21 protein-coding genes are annotated in these 23,238 nt (G+C 60.8%); 15 read left to right on the top strand and 6 right to left on the bottom strand.

Annotated features, from left to right (window positions below; all coding sequences use genetic code 11):
• Positions 1 to 222 precede the first annotated feature (222 nt).
• From ppsA to Q7V46_RS08940, 6 genes are all read left to right on the top strand, one after another.
• Entirely contained in the window at positions 223 to 2,643 is a 2,421-nt protein-coding gene (ppsA, locus tag Q7V46_RS08965; protein ID WP_304913183.1) for a phosphoenolpyruvate synthase, read from the top strand.
• A gap of 156 nt (positions 2,644 to 2,799) precedes the next feature.
• Positions 2,800 to 3,033 (top strand): hypothetical protein, encoded by a 234-nt coding sequence (locus tag Q7V46_RS08960; RefSeq protein ID WP_304913182.1) that lies wholly within the window; start codon positions 2,800 to 2,802, stop codon positions 3,031 to 3,033.
• A gap of 20 nt (positions 3,034 to 3,053) precedes the next feature.
• Positions 3,054 to 3,197 carry a hypothetical protein gene (locus Q7V46_RS08955; RefSeq protein WP_304913181.1) on the top strand — a complete coding sequence of 48 codons (144 nt, stop codon included), beginning with the start codon at positions 3,054 to 3,056 and terminating at the stop codon, positions 3,195 to 3,197.
• Between the two features lie 2 nt (positions 3,198 to 3,199).
• Positions 3,200 to 5,971: a sensor histidine kinase gene (locus Q7V46_RS08950; protein WP_304913180.1), complete on the top strand. Its 2,772-nt coding sequence runs from the start codon at positions 3,200 to 3,202 to the stop codon at positions 5,969 to 5,971.
• Positions 5,968 to 6,342: a response regulator transcription factor gene (locus Q7V46_RS08945; RefSeq protein WP_304913179.1), complete on the top strand. Its 375-nt coding sequence runs from the start codon at positions 5,968 to 5,970 to the stop codon at positions 6,340 to 6,342. Before Q7V46_RS08950 ends, Q7V46_RS08945 begins: the two co-directional genes overlap by 4 nt.
• A gap of 127 nt (positions 6,343 to 6,469) precedes the next feature.
• Entirely contained in the window at positions 6,470 to 8,680 is a 2,211-nt protein-coding gene (locus Q7V46_RS08940; RefSeq protein ID WP_304913178.1) for an exonuclease domain-containing protein, read from the top strand.
• Positions 8,681 to 8,913: 233 nt separating this feature from the next.
• On the opposite strand, the gene Q7V46_RS08935 is transcribed toward Q7V46_RS08940, so the two are convergent.
• Entirely contained in the window at positions 8,914 to 10,404 is a 1,491-nt protein-coding gene (locus tag Q7V46_RS08935) for a putative nucleotidyltransferase substrate binding domain-containing protein (RefSeq protein ID WP_304913177.1), read from the bottom strand.
• A 174-nt stretch (positions 10,405 to 10,578) separates the two neighbouring features.
• Here Q7V46_RS08935 and Q7V46_RS08930 point away from each other — a divergent pair, with 174 nt between their 5' ends.
• From Q7V46_RS08930 to dnaB, 9 genes are all read left to right on the top strand, one after another.
• The gene (locus Q7V46_RS08930) at positions 10,579 to 10,875 is read left to right on the top strand and encodes a hypothetical protein (RefSeq protein WP_304913176.1); all 297 of its coding nucleotides are present in this window, start codon (positions 10,579 to 10,581) and stop codon (positions 10,873 to 10,875) included.
• Positions 10,872 to 11,447 (top strand): tetratricopeptide repeat protein, encoded by a 576-nt coding sequence (locus Q7V46_RS08925; protein WP_304913175.1) that lies wholly within the window; start codon positions 10,872 to 10,874, stop codon positions 11,445 to 11,447. The genes Q7V46_RS08930 and Q7V46_RS08925 overlap by 4 nt, the downstream gene beginning before the upstream one ends.
• A 148-nt stretch (positions 11,448 to 11,595) precedes the next feature.
• The gene (locus Q7V46_RS08920) at positions 11,596 to 11,856 is read left to right on the top strand and encodes a DUF4212 domain-containing protein (protein ID WP_304913174.1); all 261 of its coding nucleotides are present in this window, start codon (positions 11,596 to 11,598) and stop codon (positions 11,854 to 11,856) included.
• A 4-nt stretch (positions 11,857 to 11,860) separates the two neighbouring features.
• The gene (locus Q7V46_RS08915; RefSeq protein ID WP_304913173.1) at positions 11,861 to 13,978 is read left to right on the top strand and encodes a sodium:solute symporter family protein; all 2,118 of its coding nucleotides are present in this window, start codon (positions 11,861 to 11,863) and stop codon (positions 13,976 to 13,978) included.
• 200 nt (positions 13,979 to 14,178) lie between these two features.
• Positions 14,179 to 14,553 carry a 30S ribosomal protein S6 gene (rpsF, locus tag Q7V46_RS08910; RefSeq protein WP_304913172.1) on the top strand — a complete coding sequence of 125 codons (375 nt, stop codon included), beginning with the start codon at positions 14,179 to 14,181 and terminating at the stop codon, positions 14,551 to 14,553.
• 25 nt (positions 14,554 to 14,578) lie between these two features.
• Complete coding sequence (priB, locus tag Q7V46_RS08905; protein WP_304913171.1) at positions 14,579 to 14,866, top strand: primosomal replication protein N; 288 nt, start codon at positions 14,579 to 14,581, stop codon at positions 14,864 to 14,866.
• An 11-nt stretch (positions 14,867 to 14,877) separates the two neighbouring features.
• A complete protein-coding gene (gene rpsR, locus Q7V46_RS08900; RefSeq protein WP_077330375.1) occupies positions 14,878 to 15,159 on the top strand; it encodes a 30S ribosomal protein S18 in 282 nt (93 codons plus the stop codon).
• A gap of 13 nt (positions 15,160 to 15,172) precedes the next feature.
• The gene (rplI, locus tag Q7V46_RS08895) at positions 15,173 to 15,625 is read left to right on the top strand and encodes a 50S ribosomal protein L9 (protein ID WP_304913170.1); all 453 of its coding nucleotides are present in this window, start codon (positions 15,173 to 15,175) and stop codon (positions 15,623 to 15,625) included.
• A gap of 460 nt (positions 15,626 to 16,085) precedes the next feature.
• Positions 16,086 to 17,510 (top strand): replicative DNA helicase, encoded by a 1,425-nt coding sequence (dnaB, locus tag Q7V46_RS08890; RefSeq protein WP_304913169.1) that lies wholly within the window; start codon positions 16,086 to 16,088, stop codon positions 17,508 to 17,510.
• A gap of 25 nt (positions 17,511 to 17,535) precedes the next feature.
• Here the strand turns inward: dnaB and Q7V46_RS08885 are convergent, their stop codons facing one another.
• The 5 genes from Q7V46_RS08885 to Q7V46_RS08865 form a co-directional block, all read right to left on the bottom strand.
• Positions 17,536 to 17,784 carry a GlsB/YeaQ/YmgE family stress response membrane protein gene (locus tag Q7V46_RS08885; RefSeq protein WP_304913168.1) on the bottom strand — a complete coding sequence of 83 codons (249 nt, stop codon included), beginning with the start codon at positions 17,782 to 17,784 and terminating at the stop codon, positions 17,536 to 17,538.
• A 79-nt stretch (positions 17,785 to 17,863) separates the two neighbouring features.
• Positions 17,864 to 19,870, bottom strand: a complete 2,007-nt coding sequence (locus tag Q7V46_RS08880) for an ABC-F family ATP-binding cassette domain-containing protein (protein ID WP_304913167.1) — start codon at positions 19,868 to 19,870, stop codon at positions 17,864 to 17,866.
• A gap of 122 nt (positions 19,871 to 19,992) precedes the next feature.
• Positions 19,993 to 20,859, bottom strand: a complete 867-nt coding sequence (gene prmB / locus Q7V46_RS08875; RefSeq protein ID WP_304913166.1) for a 50S ribosomal protein L3 N(5)-glutamine methyltransferase — start codon at positions 20,857 to 20,859, stop codon at positions 19,993 to 19,995.
• 6 nt (positions 20,860 to 20,865) lie between these two features.
• A complete protein-coding gene (dapE, locus tag Q7V46_RS08870) occupies positions 20,866 to 22,038 on the bottom strand; it encodes a succinyl-diaminopimelate desuccinylase (protein ID WP_304913165.1) in 1,173 nt (390 codons plus the stop codon).
• Positions 22,038 to 23,198, bottom strand: coding sequence for a PilT/PilU family type 4a pilus ATPase (locus tag Q7V46_RS08865; RefSeq protein WP_304913164.1), 1,161 nt, complete (start codon positions 23,196 to 23,198; stop codon positions 22,038 to 22,040). Before Q7V46_RS08865 ends, dapE begins: the two co-directional genes overlap by 1 nt.
• Positions 23,199 to 23,238: the final 40 nt, after the last annotated feature.

The following is a 23,238-nucleotide window of genomic DNA, read 5'->3' as shown; positions in this document are numbered from 1 at the left end:
AACACGCTGTGCTTTTTCACAGTCGAAATATGCGTCGGACTTGGCCGGTCTTGGAAAATGCGTCAGCGACCTACAATCACAGACCAAGGAGGACCCCATTATCCCGGTTCTGCCTGCACCCGATTTCCGCCCCGATGCCCGACGCTCGACCCACAACACAACCACAGGTCACGAGCCTCGCGCATGGAGCTCCCGGTTTTTTAACTTGAGCGGAGTCTTTCCATGTCCAACCTGTTTTCCCCGACCGATCTGGTCGTGCCTTTCGAACATCTACGGATGAGCGATGTCGAGTCTGTCGGGGGCAAGAACGCCAGCCTGGGCGAGATGATCTCGCAACTGCCCAGCGGAGTGAAAGTACCCACGGGCTTTGCCACCACAGCGCATGCCTTTCGGGAGTTTCTCCAATACGACGGCCTGACCGAGCGAATCAATGCGCGGCTTGACGCACTCGACACAGAAGATGTGCGCGCCTTGGCCGAGGCCGGCGCAGAGATTCGCGCCATGGTGGAAAACCAGCCATTTCCCGCCGATCTTGAAAAGGCCATTCGCGATGCGTTCACCACCCTGGTGGGTGACAACGATCAGGCTACTTTCGCCGTGCGATCGTCTGCCACCGCCGAAGATCTGCCAGACGCGTCTTTTGCTGGTCAGCAGGAAACCTTTCTCAACGTGCACGGTATTGACGAGGTGCTGCACAGGATGAAAGAGGTGTTCGCCTCCCTGTACAACGACCGCGCCATCAGCTACCGCGTACACAAGGGCTTTGCACATGCCGACGTTGCGCTTTCTGCTGGCGTGCAGCGCATGGTGCGTTCCGATACTGGCGCCGCCGGTGTGATGTTCACCATCGATACCGAGTCCGGCTTCGAGGATGTGGTCTTCATCACCTCCAGCTACGGACTGGGCGAAACGGTGGTGCAGGGCGCCGTGAATCCTGACGAGTTCTACGTGCACAAGCCCATGCTCAAGGCTGGCAAGCGTGCGCTGATCCGACGCAACCTGGGCTCCAAGCTGATCCAGATGGTGTTCAGTACGGCTGAAGAAAAGGCCGCAGAGGGTCCGTTGAAAGGCAAGCTGGTGAAGACGGTGGACGTACCGGTTGAGCAGCGCAACCGTTACAGCCTGACCGATGCCGATGTGGAGCAACTGGCCAAATACGCCCTGGTGATCGAGCAGCACTATGGCCGCCCAATGGACATTGAATGGGGTAAGGACGGTACCGACGGTCAGATCTACATCCTGCAGGCACGCCCGGAAACCGTGAAGAGCCAAAGCGCTGGCAAGACCGAAGTGCGCTACAAGCTCAAGGGCAAGGGTCCTGTTCTGGCCACAGGGCGTGCCATTGGCCAGAAGGTGGGAACCGGGCCCGTGCGTCTGGTACACAACATCAGCGAAATGGACAAGGTTCAGCCCGGCGACGTGCTGGTGACCGACATGACCGACCCGAACTGGGAACCGGTGATGAAGCGCGCCAGCGCCATCGTGACCAACCGGGGTGGTCGCACCTGCCATGCGGCCATCATCGCACGGGAGTTGGGTATTCCGGCCGTGGTGGGGTGTGGCGATGCCACCGACAAGCTCAAGGACGGCACCCTGGTCACGGTGAGCTGCTCCGAGGGTGACACAGGCCACATCTACGACGGCTTGCTGGAAACCGAGATCACCGAAGTGCAGCGTGGCGAAATGCCTCCGCTGGATGTGAAGATCATGATGAATGTGGGCAACCCCCAGCTTGCTTTCGACTTTGCGCAGATGCCCAATGGCGGTGTGGGTCTGGCGCGTCTGGAGTTCATCATCAACAACAACATTGGCGTTCACCCGAAGGCGATCCTGGACTATCCGAACATCGACGCCGACCTGAAGAAGGCGGTGGAATCCGTGGCGCGCGGTCACGCATCGCCTCGCGCGTTCTACGTCGATAAAGTGGCGGAAGGCGTGGCCACCATTGCCGCCGCGTTCTGGCCCAAACCCGTGGTCGTTCGCCTGTCGGACTTCAAGAGCAATGAGTACCGCAAGCTGGTCGGTGGCTCGCGCTACGAGCCCGATGAAGAAAACCCGATGCTGGGTTTCCGTGGCGCGGCGCGCTACATCAGCGAGGACTTCCGCGAAGCCTTTGCCATGGAGTGTGAGGCGCTCAAGAGGGTGCGTGAAGACATGGGCCTGAACAACGTGCAGGTGATGGTACCTTTCGTGCGCACCCTGGCTCAAGCCGAGCGTGTGACCGGGCTGTTGGCCGAAAAGGGACTCAAGCGGGGTGTGAACGATCTCAAGGTCATCATGATGTGCGAGATCCCCAGCAACGCGGTGCTGGCCAAAGACTTTCTCCAGTTCTTCGATGGCTTCTCGATCGGATCGAATGACCTTACGCAGCTCACGCTGGGTCTGGACCGCGATTCAGGGCTGGAACTGCTGGCGCACGATTTTGATGAGCGTGACCCTGCTGTAAAGGCCTTGTTGACCATGGCCATCAGCGCGTGCAAGGCAGAAGGGAAATACGTGGGCATCTGCGGCCAGGGGCCCAGTGATCACCCGGACTTTGCCCAGTGGTTGAGAGATGAAGGTATCAGCTCGATTTCGCTCAATCCGGACTCGGTGGTGGACACCTGGCAACTGCTGGCGGCATCTGCCAAAAAGGCAGGTTGATTTCAGGGTGGGATTGTCAGAATCCCCATTGGAAGGCGAGGCGATGACCTCGCCTTTTTTGTGCCCGCTTGCGTAAGCGCTGGGTCAGTGCCTGGGGCACAATGAACGGAATGGGCCACGGCAATGTACCGGGCCCCGTTGAACGAGGAGACGCACATGTTTCAAGGCCTGGACGCACAACGGCTGGTGGCCCTGTTCCTGGCAGGCTGGGCCCTGTTCAATTTTCCGTTGCTGGCCCTTTGGGAGCACGACGCATACGTGTTCGGCTTGCCGCTCTTTCCCCTGGCACTGTTTGGGATCTGGGCGATGCTGATTGCAGCGCTGGCCTGGGTGATGGAGCGCAGTGCATGGCGCGAAAAGCGGGCCACCGCTGCACACCCGGACAGGTGAGCATGCTGGAGGCCACTCTGATGCCTGTTCACCGCTTCGTGCCAATGCCAATGCACATGCAGGTGTTCTCTCGTGCCGTGGCTGTGCGCTGCGCGAACGGCTGGATCGAAGTGGTGTGGTTTCAGAACGCTACTGACCAGCACGCGCTCGATGAAGGTGGCTAGGCATGCTATCCGGGTCGTTGGTCATCGGAGTTTCTTTCGCCTACCTCTTGGTGCTGTTCGCGGTGGCCTACTGGGGCGACTGGCGTGCGGCTCAAGGGCGATCCATCATCGCCAGCCCCTGGGTGTACGCATTGTCCATGGCGGTCTATTGCACCGCCTGGACCTATTTCGGCAGCGTCGGGCGGGCGGCCAACTCCGGGGTGTGGTTTCTGCCGATTTATCTGGGTCCCATGCTCGCGATGATCCTGGCCTGGATGGTGGTGCGAAAGATGATCCGCATCGCCAAGACCTACCGCATCACTTCGATCGCTGATTTCATTGCGAGCCGATACGGCAAGAGTCCGACGCTGGCCGGGCTGGTCACACTCATCACTGTGGTGGGTATCGTGCCCTACATAGCCCTGCAGCTGAAGGCCATTTCAAGTGGTTACGCGGTGCTCACGTCGCCTTTGGGCCAGCCTGCGGTACAGAGCGCTCAGTGGTGGAGCGACAGCACCCTGTATGTGGCGCTGGCGCTGGCTGGCTTCACGATCGTGTTCGGGGCGCGCCATCTTGACAGCACCGAACGCCATGAGGGCATGGTGGCAGCCATCGCTTTTGAATCTGTTGTCAAGCTGGTGGCTTTCATGGCGGTGGGCCTGTTTGTGAGCTTCTGGTTGTTCTCAAGCCCTGCGGCGTTGTTCGATCAGGCTCGCGCCGTGCCCGAGTTGCGTGCGCTCCTGCAATTCGGGCAAGGCCAGCCGTTTGCATACGCCCAGTGGCTGGGACTGACCTTGCTGGCCATGTTGTCAGTGATCTTTTTGCCACGCCAGTTCCAGGTGATGGTGGTGGAGAACGTGGACGAGCAGCACCTGCGTCGGGCGGCTTGGGCCTTTCCGCTCTATCTGTTTCTGATCAATCTGTTCGTGCTGCCGATCGCAATTGGCGGCTTGCTGCATTTTGGTCCTGGCGTCATGGACCCGGAGGCTTTCGTGTTGTCGCTGCCCTTGTCACAGGGTTACGCCTGGCTGGCGCTGTTCGTCTTCGTGGGGGGGCTCTCTGCCGCCACCGGCATGGTGATCGTGGAGGCGATCGCTGTATCCACCATGGTCTGCAATGATCTGGTCATGCCGATCCTGCTGCGCATGCGGCGATTTGGTGCCCGTGCCAGCGGCGATCTCACCGGTCTGCTGCTGGGCATCCGGCGCCTGGCCATCCTGGGCATTCTGCTGCTTGGCTATCTGTACTTCCACCTGGCTGGCGAGGCCTATGCCCTGGTCAGCATTGGCCTGATCAGCTTCGCAGCGGTGGCCCAGTTTGCTCCGGCGATGCTGGGAGGCATGTACTGGAAGGGGGGCACACGGCGCGGGGCACTGGCTGGCCTGTTGCTGGGATTTTTGCTCTGGGCCTACACGCTGATGCTGCCCTCGTTGGCCAAGTCGGGCTGGTTGCCTTCTGCCTTTCTGGATCAAGGTCTGTGGGGTATCGAGTTGCTCAAGCCAGAGGCTTTTCTGGGCTTGACCGGATTGGACAACCTCACGCATTCGCTGTTCTGGAGCCTGCTGGCCAACATCGCAGCGTATGCGGGCTTGTCCCTGTGGCGATCCCCTACCGCGTTGGAGACGAGCCAGGCGCTGCTGTTTGTGGATGTGTTCCACCGCACCACAGCTTCCCACCCTGTGTTCTGGCAGGGCAAGGCGCAAGTGTCCGCCTTGCTGCCGCTGGTGGGGCGCTTCCTGGGGCCGGAACCCGCTCAAAGGCTTTTTGAGGAATACGCCCGCCGCATGGGCGCGGACCGCATTGAAGACATCTCGGCAGATGCCCGTCTGGTGCAGTTCGTGGAAACGCAGCTCGCAGGGGCCATTGGCAGTGCGTCTGCCCGTGTGATGGTGGCCTCGGTGGTGGAAGAGGAGGCGCTCGATCTCGACGACGTCATGCGCATTCTGGATGAGGCCTCCCACCTGCGTGCCTATTCCCATGCACTGGAAGACAAATCGCGTTCACTGGAGCGAGCCACGTCCGAGCTGCGCAAGGCCAATCAGGCGCTCAAGAGCCTGGACCGCATGAAAGACGATTTCATGTCCTCTGTTTCACACGAGTTGCGCACGCCGTTGACTTCGATCAGGGCGTTGTCTGAGCTCATGCGTGATGATGACCACATGGAGTTGGCCCAGCGTCAGCAATTTCTGGACATCATCGTCACCGAGGCCGAACGACTGAGTCGCCTGGTGAACCAGGTGCTGGACATGGCCAAACTGGAGGCAGGGCATGCCGATTGGCACCCCACAGACGTGGACATGCGAGCCTTGCTGACGAAGGCCTCGGGTAGCATGGCCGAGTTCTTTCGGGAAAAGGGCATCACATTGACGTTGCGCATGCCCGAGCAGGTGCGCAGCTTGCGGGTAGACGCCGACAGGATCACGCAGGTCGTGCTGAACCTGCTGTCCAATGCAGTCAAGTACGCTCCGAGAGGCACAGGCCTGGTTGAGTTGTCGCTGAGTGAGAGTGCAGAGGGCGTCACGGTCGAGGTGCAGGACAACGGACCGGGCATTCCCGAGGACCAGCAAGCCATGGTGTTCGAGAAATTCCGGCAGGTCGAAGGCGACGAACACTACCGCCCTGGTGGCACGGGGCTTGGATTGCCAATCAGCCGACAGATCGTGGCGTACTTTGGCGGGCGTATGTGGCTGCGTTCAGTAGCAGGGCACGGTGCCAGCTTCGGATTTTTTCTGCCTTGGCGCCGTGATGTGCCTGACGATCAAGATGAGTCCCTGAACCGGAGCAGTGAAACATGAACCAGAAGATCCTGATCGCAGATGACGAGCCCAACATCCTGATCTCACTGGAGTTCCTGATGAAGCGGGAGGGTTATGAAGTGGTGGTGGCCCGCGATGGCCAGGAGGCCATTGATGCCATCGAACGCGAGCGGCCGGCGCTCGTGTTGCTTGACGTGATGATGCCGATCAAGACGGGCTTTGATGTCTGCCACGAGGTGCGCGCCAGCGATTCGCTCCGCGACACGCTCATCCTAATGTTGACTGCCAAGGGACGCGACACCGATGTGGCAAAGGGATTGGCCCTGGGTGCCAATGCCTACATGACCAAGCCGTTTTCTACCAAGGAACTGGTACAGAAGGTTCGTGAAATGCTGGAGCAGACGCCATGAGCGCCGCGCCGGGCCGTTCCCAAGCAAGCTCGCACCGCAGCCCGCGGGGCGAAGGTACTGCAGTGAGTGCCGCTTGGTCGTTCCGAAGGCGCTCAGCTTCGCAGTGCGTAGCACGGAGGGCAGTCCGGTGAGCCGTCGACCGCTGGACCGACGCGTCTTGTGGGGTAGCGGCCTGTTGCTGGGGGCGGTCGTGGTGTGGCTGCTCGCCGCAGCGGGGTTGTTGTGGTCCACCTTGAACGCTGTCCAGCGCGATAGGTTTCTGCTGGTCTGGGCCGAATGGGGCTTTTCGGCCATTGCCCTGCTTGTGATGATGTGCCTGGTCCTGGCCATGCTGAGCGGGTTTGCCCTGCATGCATTGATACAGAATTTCCTGGCGCCCGCCGCCCAACTGGCCGAAGAAAGTGGTGCGGTGGCGCGCGCAGACGTGGCGAGAGAATTGCCGGAGCGCGGCAGCATCGAGAACCGGGCGTTGGCGCGCGTGATCAATCTGTTGGTCGAGCAGCGCGGGCGATTGCGCCACGACATGGACGAGCGCGTGAAAGAGGCGAGCCACAACATCGAGCTGGAAAAGAGCCGTCTGGCAGCGCTCATGTCGGAGCTCACGCAAAGCGTGGTGGTGTGCAATCTGGATGGGCGCGTCATTCTGTACAACAACCGCGCACGCATTCAGTTTCGCGCGTTGTCCTCCACGCCGGTGGTCGCCGGTGGCGCCGAACTGATCGGCTTGGGCCGATCCATTTACAGCGTGTTCGATCGCAAGCTGGTGGCACACGCGCTGGAGAACATTCAGCAGCGCATGCTGCGTGGTGCGGACCAGCCATCCGCACAATTCGTGACCAGCACCACCGCCGGGCAATTGCTTCGCGTGCAAATGGCGCCGGTGCGTTCCGTGCAGGCTCAGGTTGCTGAATCTCCCGCAGACCGGGTCGAACTGACCGGTTTTGTGTTGATGTTGGAGAACATCACCCAGGACTACGAGTCGGACTCCGCCAGAGATCGGGTCCTGCATGCGCTGACCGAGGGAAGCCGGTCGGCTTTGGCCAGCATGCAGGCTGCTGTGGACATGCTGGACTTTCCCGATCTGGACGCCGCCACCCGAGAGCGATTTCTTCGGGTGATCCGGGAAGAAACGCAGATGCTCACCCGCCGCATTGCTGATGCGGAAGCTGGTGCCATTGCTCACATCAAGAGCCGCTGGCCGCTTGAGGACATGCTGGGGACCGACTTGCTGCAGGCGGCGCTTCGCCGTATCGAGACGGTGACGGGCCTACCGGCCTCGTCCATCGAGGTGGACGCATCACTGTGGCTCAAGGTGGAGAGCTTTTCACTGCTTCAGGCACTGGTCTATCTGTCGGGTCGATTGGCAGACGAGTTTTCGGTGCGGTTCGTGCAACTGCGCCTGACCGCCGCACCTGCAAGTCCCGGCAAGGGTCAGCTGGACCTCATCTGGGGCGGTGGTGCAATGAGCACCGAGACCGTGATGAGCTGGGAGATGGACACGATGAAGGTCGGGGCTGAAGCCACGCGTCTCTCGGTGCGCGATGTGGTGGAACGCCACGGGGGTGCCTTCTGGTTTGAACGCGAACGGGTTCGGCACCAGGCCTTCTTCCGCTTTTTGCTGCCATTGGCCAACCCACAGGAGCAACTGGATGTGGCCACCATTGTTCGAAACCAGGGCCGCCCGGAATACTACGACTTCGATCTCTTCCAGACATCCGAATTCACCCGGTCGCTGGACGACCGCAAACTGACGGAGCTGGTCTATACGGTGTTTGACACTGAAACCACGGGATTGAATCCCCTTGAGGGTGACGAGATCATTCAGGTGGGCGCCACGCGCATCGTCAACGGCAAGCTGCTCAGGCACGAGTGCTTCGATCAGCTCGTGGACCCGAGGCGAAGCATCCCTGCGGCCTCGATTCCCATTCACGGTATCCGGCCTGAGATGGTCAAGGGCCAGCCCACGATCGAAGTGGTTTTGCCTGCCTTCTACACGTTTGCCCACGACACCGTTCTGGTGGCACACAACGCGGCCTTCGACATGCGGTTTCTGCAGATCAAGGAGCGCCAGACGGGGGTGGTCTTCGACCAGCCGGTGCTGGACACGCTGCTTCTCTCGGCGCTCATCCATCCGCAGCAGGACTCCCATCGCCTGGAAGCGATAGCCGAACGTTTGAACGTCACGGTCATTGGACGCCACACCGCCATTGGCGACGCCATGGTCACTGCCGAGGTGTTTCTGAAGCTGATTCCCTTGCTGGCCGAGATGGGCATTCACACGTTGGGGCAGGCCCGCGAGGCCGCGCAGCGGACGTTCTACGCCCGCTTGAAGTATTGACCCCCCGCACCGGCCTGTCGGCCGGCACCCCCCCAGGCTGCGATGCGAGTGACCTGGCAAAGCCAGTTCCACCGCATCCTGGATTGAGGGGCAGGCTCTCCGTAAATTGCGCTGCTGGAATCAGAGGCGATGGCGAGACAGAGGGGGAGTCGCTCCAGGGCACCGCGGAACCGGCTTTCCGGGCAGTGCCGCCCCCTGGGGGTGGCGGCCGCAGGCCGTCGCGGGGGCAACGGCTAAAACCTGAATCGCTGGCCCAGCACGCTTTGCATGGATTTCACCACCGTGAAGGCATCCTTGAGCTGGGTGCGCTCGAAGTTGGAGATTTCTTCCAGCCGCATGTGGTTGTCGGGAGGCTGGCCGTTGCTGATCTGACGGGTCTGGTGCTGGATGCGCAAGAAAGCCAGAAATTCCAGGGCATCGCGCAGGTCCCTTGCGCTTTGTTCGCCGATGGCGGCACCTGCCACGCTGGTGGCGAGCCGGTCATGGGTGTTGACCGCATCGTCGCCGCTGGAAAGTGCATGGACACGGGCCAGATCGACGATGGGAACGATACCTCCATGCTTGAGATCGATCGTGCCTTTGTGCTCGCCACTTCGGATGGTCGTGATGCGATTGAACACGCTCAGGGGTGGAAAGTGGGTGAGGGCGTTGCCCACCATGTGTGCCAGGAAGAGGGTATTGCCCTTCGTGCGCAGCAATACATCCTGGCGCAATTTTTCCAGCAACTCTGAGCGACCGTAGATGGCCCTCAGATCGAAGAACACACAAGTCAGCATGAGCGCCTTGGGATCAGGTTGCCCGGTCCAGCGGGCGAAATACTCTGCCCACCGGCTCACGGGCTGTCGCCATGTGTCGGTCATCGCCATCATTTCGCCTGGGCAATAAATGTAGCCACAGGCGTCCAGGCCATCGCAAACAAACTGTGAAAGCGACTTGAAGTACGCCCCATGGGTTTTTTCGTCGAAGCTGTCGTCCAGCAACATGCAGTTGTCCTGGTCCGTTTTTGCCGTTTGCTCACTGCGGGCCTGGGAGCCGGCCGCTACCCAGACGTAGTCCACTGGAGCTGGACCGAGCTGGGCCTCACCCAGTTGCAGCAAGCGGCTGGTGATGGCGTCGGTGATCGTGGTGATGATGTGGCCGGTGCTGTAGGCGGACGCATCGGCCGAAGCCAGGCTGTGTTGCAGTGCCTTGATCTTGGTGCTCGCCTGCTGCAGGCCGCTCACCGAGGATTGCTTGTAGATGTCGCCAGCCAGGTACACCGCTGATGTGCTGTGCTGCTCGGTCAGATCGGTCGCCGTGATCATGCCCACGACCAGCTGACCGTCAAGTACCGGCACGTGATGAATGTTGTGCCGTGCCATCAATAGCAGTGCATTGAATGCCGGGTCATCCACATCGACTGACAACGGCGCCAACGTGGCAATGTCCATGATGGGGCGCCCGGTGTCCAGCCCGGTGGCGATCACGCGGTTGCGCAAGTCGCGGTCGGTGATCAATCCGAAGAGCAGGCCTTGCTCGACGATCAGGATGGAGGAGACGCGCTGCTCGCTCATCAATTGCGCGGCCGCCCGGATGGTTGTCTGGGGCGGCAGCGAGATCGGCTCCCGCTTCACTAGCGCCCTCACAGGCGTCGTCATGAGAGTGAGTGCCGGATCGTTGGCAGAGCCCGAGACATCACTGGGTGACTGGGCAGGCAATGCGGGGTCGAGGAAGTGGCTGGTCATCAGAGAGAAGAAATCGGGAGCTCGAAAGCGACACTTCATCCTAACCCTTGTGATCAGTTTGAGATGCGGGTAAATCCTGAGAGGGTTTGACCTGAGTCAGGGCAGAGATGAGTCAATTTGTAAGAACTTGGTAAGGTGCAAATCCAGAATGGCACCAACTCACACGAGGGCACGATGCTCTTATTCATCTCATCGATCAAACTGATCGCCGAAATCGCACTGCTGGCCTTGTTTGGCCAGTGGGTGCTTGGGTTGCTTGCCGGGCAGCGCAAGCAGCAGAACCTGTTCTATCAGGTGCTGCAGATGGTAGGAAAGCCTTTCGTGCAACTGGCCAGAGTGATCACCCCCAAATTTGTACTGGAGCGCCACCATCCATTGGTGGCGTTTCTGGTTCTGGGCTTCGTCTGGGTAGCGGTGACCATTGCCAAAATCAACCACTGTCTCAAGATCGGGGTGGCGCTGTGTCAATGAGCCAATCCCTCAATCGCCGCTTCATTCAGCTCCAGATTCGCGCCCTGGTTCTGTTCGGACAGCGACAGCGGGCGCTGGACAAAGTGGACCAGGTGCTCACGTCCAGTGCTGCTGACGCGCATGCCTTGGCCACACGCGCCCACCTGCTGGCCGAAATGGGCGACCAGGCCGGCGCACAGCAGAGTTTGAAAACCTTGGTGACCATTCAAGCAGACCAGCCTGCGGCATGGTTCAACCTGGGCTATCTCTGCGAAGAAATGGGTCAGCTGGAGGAGGCCGAATCGGCCTTTCGCCGTGCGACCGAACTGGATCCCAAACTCGACCGTGCCTGGTACGGCCTGGGTCTGAGCCTCATTCGCCAGCATCGCTTCGAAGAAGCCATTGAAGCCCTGCGCAAGAACACCGAACTGCAACCCATGAGTCCTTATGGCTGGTACCAGCTGGCCCGGGTTCATGTCGACCGGCACGAGCCCGACGAGGCGGCGAAGATCATTCGCCACCTCCGAAAGTTCGAGCCCAAAGTGGCGGCACAACTGGAGCGCGAGACCGGTCTGGTGCAAACCCAGGCCTGAATTGGCGCTGCCGCTGCGCAGCCATCAAAAGGGGGAGCTGGCGCAAGCGGGTTCCCGAGAAACGCGGACGGGTTGCAGGGCTGCCGGGGGGACATTGGCAGCGTCCGCGACGTGCCCGAAAGGGTGTTGTTGACTGGAGGTCGATCGCATGGAACTGTCTGACAAGCACCGCCGTTATTGGCGGAAAAACCTCAACATCACCGCCATATTGCTTGCAATATGGTTTGTGGTGACGTTCGTCGTGGGCTATTTCGCCAGAGAGCTGAGCTTCAACTTTTTTGGTTGGCCCTTCAGCTTCTGGGTGGGAGCCCAGGGCGCCTTGGTGGTGTACTGCGTGATCATTGGGTACTACGCCTGGTACATGAACAAACTCGACATCGAGCACGGTGTCGAAGAGACCGAGGAATAACACCATGGCTGGCATATTCGAAACCAAAGCCGGCATGAGTGCCGGGGACTCCAATCGGGCGTTCAAGAAGCAACTCAATAAGGTGTACAAGTGGTACACGGGCGGCTTTTTCGTCTTCGTGGTGGTCTTGGCCATCCTTGAGCAGATGGGGCTGTCCCGAGAGTGGATTGGCTTCATCTTTCTGCTTGCCACCATCGGCTTGTACGCTGGCATCGGCATCATGAGCCGCACCACCGACGCGGCCGAGTACTACGTGGCAGGAAGGCGGGTCCCGGCGGTCTACAACGGAATGGCCACCGGGGCAGACTGGATGTCCGCTGCGTCCTTCATCGGCATGGCCGGTACGCTCTATCTGACCGGCTACAGCGGTCTGGCCTTCATCATGGGCTGGACGGGTGGCTACTGTCTGGTAGCACTGTTCCTGGCACCCTACCTGCGGAAGTTCGGTCAGTTCACCATCCCTGACTTCCTGGGTGAGCGCTACGGTGGCAACTTGCCGAGATTCATCGGCATCTTCGCTGCCATCCTGTGTTCGTTCACCTATGTGGTGGCGCAGATCTACGGCGTGGGCCTGATCACGTCTCGGTTGACTGGTGTGGCGTTCGAGTTGGGCGTGTTCCTGGGGTTGGGCGGCATTCTGGTGTGCTCTTTCCTGGGTGGCATGCGTGCGGTGACGTGGACGCAGGTGGCGCAGTACATCATTCTGATCATTGCCTACATGATCCCGGTGGTATGGCTCTCTGTGAAGCAGACCAGCATACCTGTGCCGCAAGCCATCTACGGCTTCCAGCTGGAGAAGGTCTCGGCCAAGGAAAAGCTGCTGACGCAAGATCCCAAGGAGCTGGAGGTGCGCGGTATCTTCAAGGCGCGTTCCGATGCGCTGGCCGAGAAACTCAAGGACCCAGCAGCTGCACTGGTGGCGGACAAGGCCGCTGCCGAAGCCAGGCTGGCCGAATTGCGTGCTGCCAATGCGCCATCCGTCGATATTGCCGCAGCGGAGAGGGCGGTCGCCGACGTGCCCAGAGACGAGGCCGCCGCCCGCGCGGCCTGGACGAGGGCAAAAGCGGCTGCAGATGCCAAGGCACGACCGCTCAACGGCATGCCGCCACACGCGCAGCAGTTCGCGGGTGACCCGAACGGTGATGCGGCAGCGGTGGCGGCCTACGACACCTCGCGTCGCAACTTCCTGGCACTGATCTTCTGCCTGATGATCGGTACCGCCGCGCTACCCCACATCCTGATGCGCTACTACACGGTGCCCAGCGTGAAGGAGGCGCGTCAGTCGGTGACCTGGTCGCTGTTCTTCATCTTCCTGCTGTACTTCACTGCGCCGGCTTTGGCCGTGCTGGTGAAATACGAGGTGTTCCATGTGCTGGTCGGCACGCCCATCGATCAGCTACCGGCATGGGTGGCCTCGTGGAACAAGGTGGATCCTTCGCTGATGTCAATCACCGACATCAACAGGGACGGCATTCTGCAGCTCAATGAGATGACCATCGGTGGCGACATCATCGTGCTGGCAACCGCTGAAATTGGCGGCTTGCCTTACGTGATCTCAGGCCTGGTGGCCGCAGGTGGCCTGGCAGCTGCGCTGTCGACCGCCGACGGCCTGCTGCTGACGATCGCCAACGCGCTGTCGCACGATCTGTACTACAAGATGATCGATCCGAACGCATCAACCGCTCGTCGCGTCACCATCTCCAAGATGCTGCTGCTCATCGTGGCCCTCGCAGCGGCTTACGTGGCGGCGCAGAAACCGGCGGACATCCTGTTCCTGGTATCGGCGGCGTTCTCGTTCGCGGCAGCGGCGTTCTTCCCGGCCCTGGTACTCGGCATCTTCTGGAAACGAGCCACTGGCATTGCGGCATCCATCGGCATGATCGCCGGCCTGGGAATCACCTTCTACTACATGGCGACCACTCAGGTCTGGATGCGCGGACTGTTTGGCATCACCTCCCCGATCGAGCTCTGGTGGGGCATCCAGCCAATTTCGGCTGGACTGTTTGGTGTGCCCCTGGGCTTCGCCGTGATCATCCTTCTGAGCCTGGTCACCCCGGCGCCCAACCGCAAGATTCAGGAACTGGTGGAGCATGTTCGCTACCCCAATCTGAGGCCTGCATGAGGCGCGGAACTGCCTGACCTGAGCTGATGCGACCGGTGCCTTGATGCCGGTCGCACCACCTGAACCCGGCCAGTCTTGCGACTGACCGGGTTTTTTTGTTAGAATCGCGGGCTTGCCTTGCTGCACCCCAATCGACGCTGGGGGTAGCTTTCATCCAGTCCCGCCGCTGAAGTCGGTGGGCGAATCCACAAGGAGAGTCTATGCGTCACTATGAAATCGTTTTGCTGATCCACCCGGATCAAAGCGAACAGGTTCCGGCCATGCTGGAACGCTACAAGGGCATGATCACCACTGGCGGTGGTCAGATTCATCGGGTAGAAGACTGGGGTCGCCGTCAACTGGCCTACCAGATCAACAAGCTGTCAAAGGCCCACTACCTCTGCGTCAACATCGAGGCTGACCAGGCCGTGATGGCCGAACTCGAGCACGCCTTCAGGTTCAACGACGCCGTGCTGCGTCACCTGACCGTGCTGCGGAAAAAGGCCGAAACAGGCCCTTCGTCCATGATGAAGTCGGTCGAGCGCGAAGAAGCCCGCAAGTCCCAGCAACAACCGCAGGAACAGGCCGCAGCTTGATGCTGCTGCGTGACATCGTCAGCGGGTGAACCAACTCCAGTTGTCCGCCTTGGTGGTGCAGGTGCAGAGCATGCGCTACACCCCGGCAGGCATACCGGCCGTCAATCTGGTGCTTGAACACGAGTCCCAGATCGTCGAAATGGACACACCCCGGTTGGTGAAACTGCAACTGAAGGCCATTGCCTTTGGTGCCCAGGCCGAAGTTCTGTCCCGACAGGGGCTCGACGCGGTTTGTGAGTTTCACGGCTTCATGGCGAGTGCACGCAACGGCAAAGGCGTAGTGTTCCATATCCAAGATTTCAGCAAAACATAGGAAGGCCCATCATGGCTGCACCCAAACGTTTCAACAAAGACAAGCGCCCCAAGCGCAACACCCAGTCGCTGCTGTTCAAGCGCAAGCGCTTCTGCCGCTTCACCGTGGCAAACGTCGAAGAAGTCGACTACAAGGACGTTGATGTCCTGCGTGACTTCATCGCCGAAAACGGCAAGATCATTCCCGCGCGCCTGACCGGCACGCGTGCCTTCTACCAGCGCCAGGTCAACACCGCCATCAAGCGTTCACGCTTCCTGGCCATGCTGCCGTACAGCGACCAGCACCGCGTCTGAAAGGGAGCCTGACATGCAAATCATTCTTCTCGACAAAGTTGTCAATCTCGGTGCGCTCGGCGATGTGGTCAAGGTCAAGGACGGCTATGCCCGTAACTTCCTGATCCCGTCTGGCCGTGCTCGCCGTGCCACTCAAAACGCCATCGCTGAATTTGAAGCCCGTCGTGCCGAACTTGAAAAAGTGGCCGCCGCCAAACTGGCTGAGGCGCAAGCCCAGGGTGAAAAGCTGGGCGCTGCTACGGTCAAGCTCTCGCAAAAGGCCGGTGTGGATGGACGCCTGTTCGGCTCCGTCACCAACCACGACGTGTCCGAAGAACTCAACAAGCAGGGCTTCAAGATCGCCAAGTCGCAAGTGCGCATGCCCAATGGTCCCCTCAAGAACGTGGGCGACTACACGGTGAGCGTGAACCTGCACACCGACGTCACCGTTGAGGTGGCCGTGACCGTTCTCGGCGAGTCAGCCTGATCCTCTCCTGCCGGCGCCCAGGCGCCTCGCAAGAAGCCGCCGCCCTTGAACGGGGTGGCGGCATTTTTTTTGGACTGGTGGATCACATCAGGCAGACCGCTGGTCGGTGCCTTGTCTTAAACCGCGTGTTCACCAACTCTGCACCGGTTTTCCACAGGGTTGTCCCATGACTTCCGGTGCCTCAACGCGTACCATCACCAATTGTCCTTGGAAGCAGCGGTTGACCGCGCTCTATCCGCTGGAGAAGCCATCGGGCATTGGGAATGCTGGCCACGAAGTGGCTCACCACAGGGGTGAGGGCGCTACAGACCCGAATGAGCTGCCAGAGAGGGCGCTGGACGCGTTGTTCTCCCTTGCGGGCGGGGCCGTAGCCCGTTGCCTCGCGCGCTTTGTCAGAGCACCCCTGACTGCCCACCAGGGTCCGTCCAACTGCCGTTTCTAGGCTGACCAAAGAGAGCCCATGTCCGCCGTATTTTCCAGTCCGTTTCCGCCATTTGATTCGGGTTTTGATGACCCTGCGCTGGGCGACCGTCAGATCGCGCAGCTGCGTGTTCCTCCCCATTCGATCGAGGCCGAGTCCAGTGTGCTTGGGGGACTGCTGCTCGACAACGGCGCCTGGGACCGCGTGGCCGATCTGGTCAACGACTCCGACTTCTACCGTTATGAGCATCGCCTGACCTATTCGGCCATCGCCACACTGGTCAACGCCAGCAAACCCGCTGACGTGGTCACGGTTTTTGAGCATCTGCAGAACCTGGGCAAAGCCGAGGACGCCGGCGGGTTGGCGTACCTCAACTCGCTGGCGCAGTACGTGCCCAGCGCAGCCAATATCCGCCGCTACGCCGAAATCGTCCGTGAGCGAGCCATTTTGCGCAAGCTGGTGGCGGCCAGCGACGAGATCGCCACCGCCGCATTCAATACCCAGGGTCGTCCCGTCGACAAGATTCTGGATGAAGCCGAGCAGAAGATCTTCCACATCGGGGAAGAGGGCTCTCGCATGAAAGAGGGTTTCCAGGGCATGGACACGCTGGTCGTGGACCTGCTCGACCGCGTGCAGGAAATGGCCGACAACCCGAACGACATCACCGGCGTGCCCACAGGCTTCGTGGATCTCGATCGCATGACGTCCGGGCTGCAGGCCGGCGACCTTGTTGTGCTGGCCGCCCGTCCTTCCATGGGCAAGACCGCTTTTGCAATCAACATTGCGGAACATGTGGCCCTGAACGAAGGCCTGCCGGTCGCTGTGTTCTCGATGGAAATGGGTGCATCCCAGCTGGCTGTGCGTATCGTCGGCTCCATCGGGCGGATCAACCAGACCCACTTGCGCAACGGCAAGCTGACCGACGACGAATGGCCTCGACTGACCGAGGCGATCGAGAAGCTGCGCAATGTGTCTCTGCATATCGATGAAACGCCTGGGCTGACCACCAGTGTGCTGCGCGCCAATGCCAGACGTCTTTCGCGACAGTGTGGCAAGCTGGGCCTGATCGTGGTCGACTACCTTCAGCTCATGAGCGGCAGTGGCTCAGACGGCGACAACCGGGCCTCCGAACTGGGTGAGATTTCCCGTGGCCTGAAGATGCTGGCCAAGGAACTGCAATGCCCGGTGATTGCACTGTCCCAGCTCAACCGCAGCGTCGAGACCCGCACGGACAAGCGCCCCATGATGAGCGATTTGCGCGAATCCGGTGCCATCGAGCAGGATGCGGACATCATCATGTTCATCTACCGCGATGAGTACTACACCAAGGATGCATGCAAGGAACCCGGCGTGGCAGAAATCATCATCGGCAAGCAACGAAATGGCCCCACAGGAACGGTGAAGCTGGCGTTCCTGAACATGCTCACCAGGTTCGAGAGCCTGGCGGGGGGCGGGGACTACTGACTGACCACGCAGGGCAGGCTGGGATCTACTTCTTCTTGACCAGACCGTAAACAAACAGCAGCAGGATGGCCCCGATCACTGCGGCCACGAAGCCGGCGGGCTGTCCTGGCTGGTACAAGCCCAGCGCCGCACCCAGATAGGTGGCCACAAAAGAGCCTGCCACACCCAGCAAGGCGGTCATGATCCAGCCCATGCTGTCGTCGCCCGGTTTGAGCGCTCTTGCAATGAAACCTGCAATCAAGCCGATGAACAGCGTTCCGAGAATGGACATCATGTGTTGTTTCCTTTGGCCGCAATAGGGCCAATCGCCGGATTGACGAGCCGTTCAGGATAACCCAAGGCCGTGACGGCGTTCAAGGTCGGCTCATTTCCTCAAGCGATTCGTGCAATTCGAGCCAACGCGCTTCGAGCGTTTCGGTTTCATCGCTCAAGGCCTTCAGGCGTCGCCCCATGTCCGCGATGTCGCTCTGGCTGCCGGGTTGGGCCATGGCCGCTTCCAGGGTGGATTTCTCCTGCGACACTTGGGCCATGCGCTTTTCGTTCTGATCAAGCTCTCTCTTCAAGGGCTTGGTCTTTTCGGCCAGCTGCTGGCGCCGCTGGGCGTCAGCCCGCTTCTGCTCGGGCGTTCTGCCGGGCTCCGTGGGGTTCTTGCTCACTGCCGGGGCCTGTGCTTCGGCGGGTGTCGCTACACGCTGTGCACCTCGCTGTTCCTGGCGCTGCGCTTCTCGCGACTGCTTGGCCATGTCGAGCAGATAGCGCTGGTAATCGTCAAGATCACCATCAAAGGGCTCGATGCCACCTCTTGAGACCAGCCAGAACTCGTCGCACACTGCGCGCAGCAGGGCACGATCGTGGCTCACCAGCATCACGGTGCCCTCGAACTCGTTGAGCGCCACCGACAACGCCTCGCGCGTGGCCAGGTCCAGGTGGTTGGTCGGTTCATCCAGCAGCAGCAGGTTGGGGCGCTGCCAGACGATCATGCAGAGTACCAGCCGTGCTTTCTCGCCACCACTCATGCTGCCCACAGACTGTTTGACCTGATCGCCTGTGAAGTTGAAGTTGCCGAGAAAGCTGCGCAGATCCTGTTCGCGGGTGGCCTGGCCGCTCAGGCGCCCCTCTGCCGTGCACTCGCGCACCAGACGGATCATGTGTTCCAGCGGCGTGTCGGCCGGGCGGAGCACATCCAGTTCCTGCTGTGCGAAATAGCCGATGTTGAGGCCTTTGCCCTCGGTGATCTGTCCGGCAAGCGGATGCAGGTCGCGGGCGATGGTCTTGACCACGGTGGACTTGCCTTGCCCGTTGGCTCCGAGAATGCCGATGCGCTGACCCGCCAGCACGGAGCGGCTGATGTTGCGCACGATGACCGTCGGTTCGCTGCCCTCGTCGGGCGGTGGGTAGCCGAAACTGGCATCGCTCATGGCCAGCATCGGGTTGGGCAGATTTTGTGGCTCTGCGAACTCGAAGGTGAAATCGGCATCGGCGAGCACGGGGCCGATTTTTTCCATTCGCTCCAGCGCCTTGACCCGGCTTTGCGCCTGCTTGGCTTTGCTGGCTTTGGCCTTGAAGCGGTCGATGAACTTTTGCAGGTGCGCCATTTTTTCCTGCTGGCGCGAGTAGGCGGATTGCTGCAGGGCCATTTGTTCGGCGCGCATGTCTTCAAACCGGCTGTAGTTGCCGCCGTAGCGCGTCAACTGGGCGCTGTGGATGTGCAGCGTGACGTCGGTCACGGCGTCCAGGAATTCACGGTCGTGGCTGATCACCAGCATCGTGCCTTCGTACCGCTTGAGCCAGGCTTCCAGCCAGACCAGGGCGTCCAGATCCAGGTGGTTGGTGGGCTCGTCCAGCAGCAGGAGTTCGCTTGGGCACATCAGGGCCCGCGCCAGCTGAAGGCGCATGCGCCAACCGCCGGAGAAGCTGTTCACCGGGCGTTCGAGTTCGTCGGTCCGGAATCCGAGACCCAGGATCAGTGCCTGCGCCCGTGCCGGTGCGTCGTGCGCACCGGCGTCGTGCAAATCCATGTAGGCGTGGGCCATGCGTTCGCCATCACCACTCTCTTCCGATGCGGTCACTTCCTGCTGTGCAGCAAGCAAGGTCACATCTCCGTCAATCACGAACTGGGTGGCTGACTGGTCGGTTTCCGGCATGTCCTGGGCCACCTGGGCCATGCGCCATTGCGGCGGCACGTAGAAGTCACCTTTGTCTTCATGCAGGGTGTGGTTGAGCAGGCCAAACAGGCTGGATTTACCCGCGCCGTTCCTGCCGACCAGACCGACCTTTTCGCCAGGATTGATGACGCAGGAGGCGCCATCAAGCAGGACCTTCACTCCGCGGCGAAGTACAACATTTTTGAGGGTGATCATGACTACAGGGAAAAATTCAAAAGGTGGTTGTCGCAGCGCAATGGCGGCGCTGGTCGATGCCAATTCAGCGAATGTCGTGCCGGCTCAGATTCAATGGGCAGAACGGCCGTGAAGCCAGGCGGTCATGGCAACAGGTCGTCTCGGGTCAGCAACAACACCTGATCGTCGCCCGCACTGGTGCTGAGCCATATGGCTTCCAGTTGTGGAAAGGCGGCTTCAAAATGCGGCCGCTCGTTGCCAATCTCCAGAACGAGCACGCCTTTTGGGCTCATGCGGGCCGGCGCATCTGCCAGCAGATGCCGCACGAAGTCCATACCGTCTTGGCCGCCGGCCAGCGCGAGTTCGGGCTCAGCACGGTACTCGGCTGGCAGCGACTTCATGCTTTGTGCGTTGACGTAGGGCGGGTTGCAGAGCATGAGGTCGTAGGGCCCGGTGCAATTGCGGAGCCCGTCGGACAGGACCAGCTGAATGCGACCCTCCATGTTGTGTTTTTCGATGTTGATGCGCGCCACTTCCAGCGCATCGGTCGAGAGGTCGGCCGCGGTCACATTCACCTCGGGCCACGCCATCGCGGCAAGGACCGCCAGGCTGCCGTTGCCCGTGCACAGGTCGAGCACCGATTGCGTGTGTGATCCCAGAAAGGGGTCGATGCCGCCATCGGCGATCAGTTCGGCAATGAAGCTGCGAGGAACAATCGAGCGCTCATCCACATAGAACGGAACGCCTTGCAGCCAGGCTTCACGTGTGAGGTAGGCCGCAGGTTTTCTTATTTCAATGCGCTCTGCAATCAGCGCTTTGGTGGCAAGCACGGCTTCCGGGCTCACCTGCAGGTTGGCGTGCTGATCAAGGTCGGTGTCGAGTGGCAGTTCAAGTCGCCAGAGCACCAGCCACGCGGCCTCGTCACGCGCGTTGGCGGTACCGTGCCCGTAGGACAACCTGGCCTCGTCGAGCCGGGTGTGGGCCCAAGCAATGAGATCTTTCAGGATCATGAGCGTTCAGCGCCTGCCATCGGTACCGGCAGCCAGGTTCTCCAGCGTGCGTCGGTAGATGTTTTTCAGGGGCTCGATATCGGCCAAAGCCACATGCTCGTCGATCTTGTGAATGGTGGCATTGGGGGGGCCGAGTTCGATCACCTGGGGGCATACCTGTGAGATGAAGCGCCCATCGCTGGTGCCGCCGCTGGTCGAAAGCTGGGTGGTGATCCCTGCTTCAGCTTCGATGGCCATGCGCACCGCATCGACCAGATCACCTGGCGGCGTCAAAAAGGGCAGGCCGCCTACCGTCCAATACAGGTCGTAGTCGACTACCCTCTCGAGTCCGTGCCCTTGCAGGATGGAAACAGTGCGTTGCTGCAGGTCTTCAGGCGTGGATTCGGTGCAGAAGCGGAAGTTGAAATCGATCACCACGCTGCCAGGAATGACGTTGCTGGCACCGGTGCCGCCATGGATGTTGCTGATCTGCCAACTGGTGGGGGGGAAGTAGGCGTTGCCCTGGTCCCATTCGGTATTGGCCAGTTCAGCCAGCGCCGGTGCGGCCATGTGAATGGGGTTGCGCGCGAGATGGGGGTAGGCGATGTGTCCCTGCACACCCTTGACCGTGAGCTTGCCGCTCATGGTGCCGCGCCGTCCGTTCTTGATCATGTCGCCGGTGCGCTCAACCGAAGTGGGCTCGCCCACGATACACCAGTCCATGCGCTCTTGGCGCTTCTGCAATTCGCGGCAGACAATCACCGTGCCGTCCAGCGCTGGTCCTTCTTCATCGCTGGTGAGCAGGAAGGCGATGTCGATGGATGGCTTGGCGCTCAGCGCAAGGAATTCTTCGCAGGCCACCACCATGGCCGCCAGCGAAGTCTTCATGTCGCTGGCACCTCTGCCGAACAACTTTCCTTCTCGATGCGAGGGTGAGAACGGCGGGCTGCTCCACTGCTCTTGGGGCCCGGTGGGTACCACGTCGGTGTGCCCGGCAAATACGAGGGTGGGGTTCTTGCCCTGGCCCAGACGCGCCCACAGGTTGGTGACTCGAAACTCAGGTGGTCCGCTCTCGATGGTTTCACAGGTGAAACCCAGCGCGGTCAAGCGCTCGGCGATCAAGGCTTGGCAGCCTTCGTCCAGCGGGGTGACGGAAGGTCTTGAAATGAGTTGTTCGGTCAGCCGAAGGGTGGCGGTCATCAGAATTTGACGTCGAGCGTGAACTCGGTAAAGGTCGCGCTGTCGCTGTGCTCTTCTTCGGCAGGCGTGGCAGACAGATTGGACTTGCTGGCGTTGAAGTCGTTTTGCAGGCGCCACATCAGGTTGTTGGGCGAGTCGGCATGGGCTAGGCCTTCGTTGCGGGCGATCACGCCGTCGTTCACGAGGCGGGCAATGTCCTGCTCGAAGCTCTGCGAGCCCTGGGCCAATGACTTCTCCATGGCCTCGCGCACGCCAGAGAAGTCGGCTTTCTGGATCAGGTCGGCGATCAGGGCCGTGTTGAGCATGACCTCCATGGCAGGCACCCGACCACCGGTGTGGGTACGCAAAAGGCGCTGTGAGACCACCGATCGCAGTGCCGCAGCGAGATCGCCCAGCATGGTCGGGCGCACTTCGACAGGGTAGAAGCTCAGGATGCGGTTGAGTGCCTGGTAGCTGTTGTTGGCGTGCATGGTGGCCAGGCACAGGTGGCCAGACTGGGCGTATGCGATCGCGGCCGACATGGTTTCCCGGTCGCGGATTTCGCCAATCAGGATCACGTCGGGGGCCTGTCGCAACGCGTTCTTGAGCGCGATTTGCAGCGAAGCGGTGTCGGAGCCCACCTCGCGCTGGTTCACCACCGACTTCTTGTTGCGGTACATGTATTCGATGGGGTCCTCGACGGTGAGGATGTGCCCGGTCGCGCGCTCGTTTCGGTGATCGATCATGGCCGCCAGCGTCGTGCTCTTGCCGGCACCCGTGGCGCCCACCATCAAGACCAGGCCCCTTTTTTCCATCACCAGATCGGCAAGCACCGGCGCGACGTTGAGCGAGTCGAGCGTGGGGATTTCCCCGGGTACGAAACGCATCACGACAGCGTAGTTGTTGCGTTGGCGGAAAGCGCTGACCCGGAAGTTGCCCACCCCATCAAGCGGCACGGCCATGTTGAGTTCGCCCGTTTCCTGCAGTTCTTCAATCCGGGTGGGTGGCACGATTTCGGCCAGCAGATTGCGGGGCGCTTCCGGCGGCAGCACCTGGCTGTTGATGGGGATGGTCTGCCCATTGATCTTGATCATCGCCGGCGCATGGGCCGACAGGTAGACGTCGGACGCCTTCTTTTCGGCCATCAGGCGCAGAATGCGCTCCATCGTTCCGCTGCTCATGGGTTGCCTTTCAGGAAGCTGGAAAACGGTCTGTCTTGGA

The organism is Hydrogenophaga sp., from assembly GCF_030651625.1.
Lineage (GTDB): Bacteria > Pseudomonadota > Gammaproteobacteria > Burkholderiales > Burkholderiaceae_C > Hydrogenophaga.
This window is presented reverse-complemented; position numbering and strand designations above follow the sequence as displayed.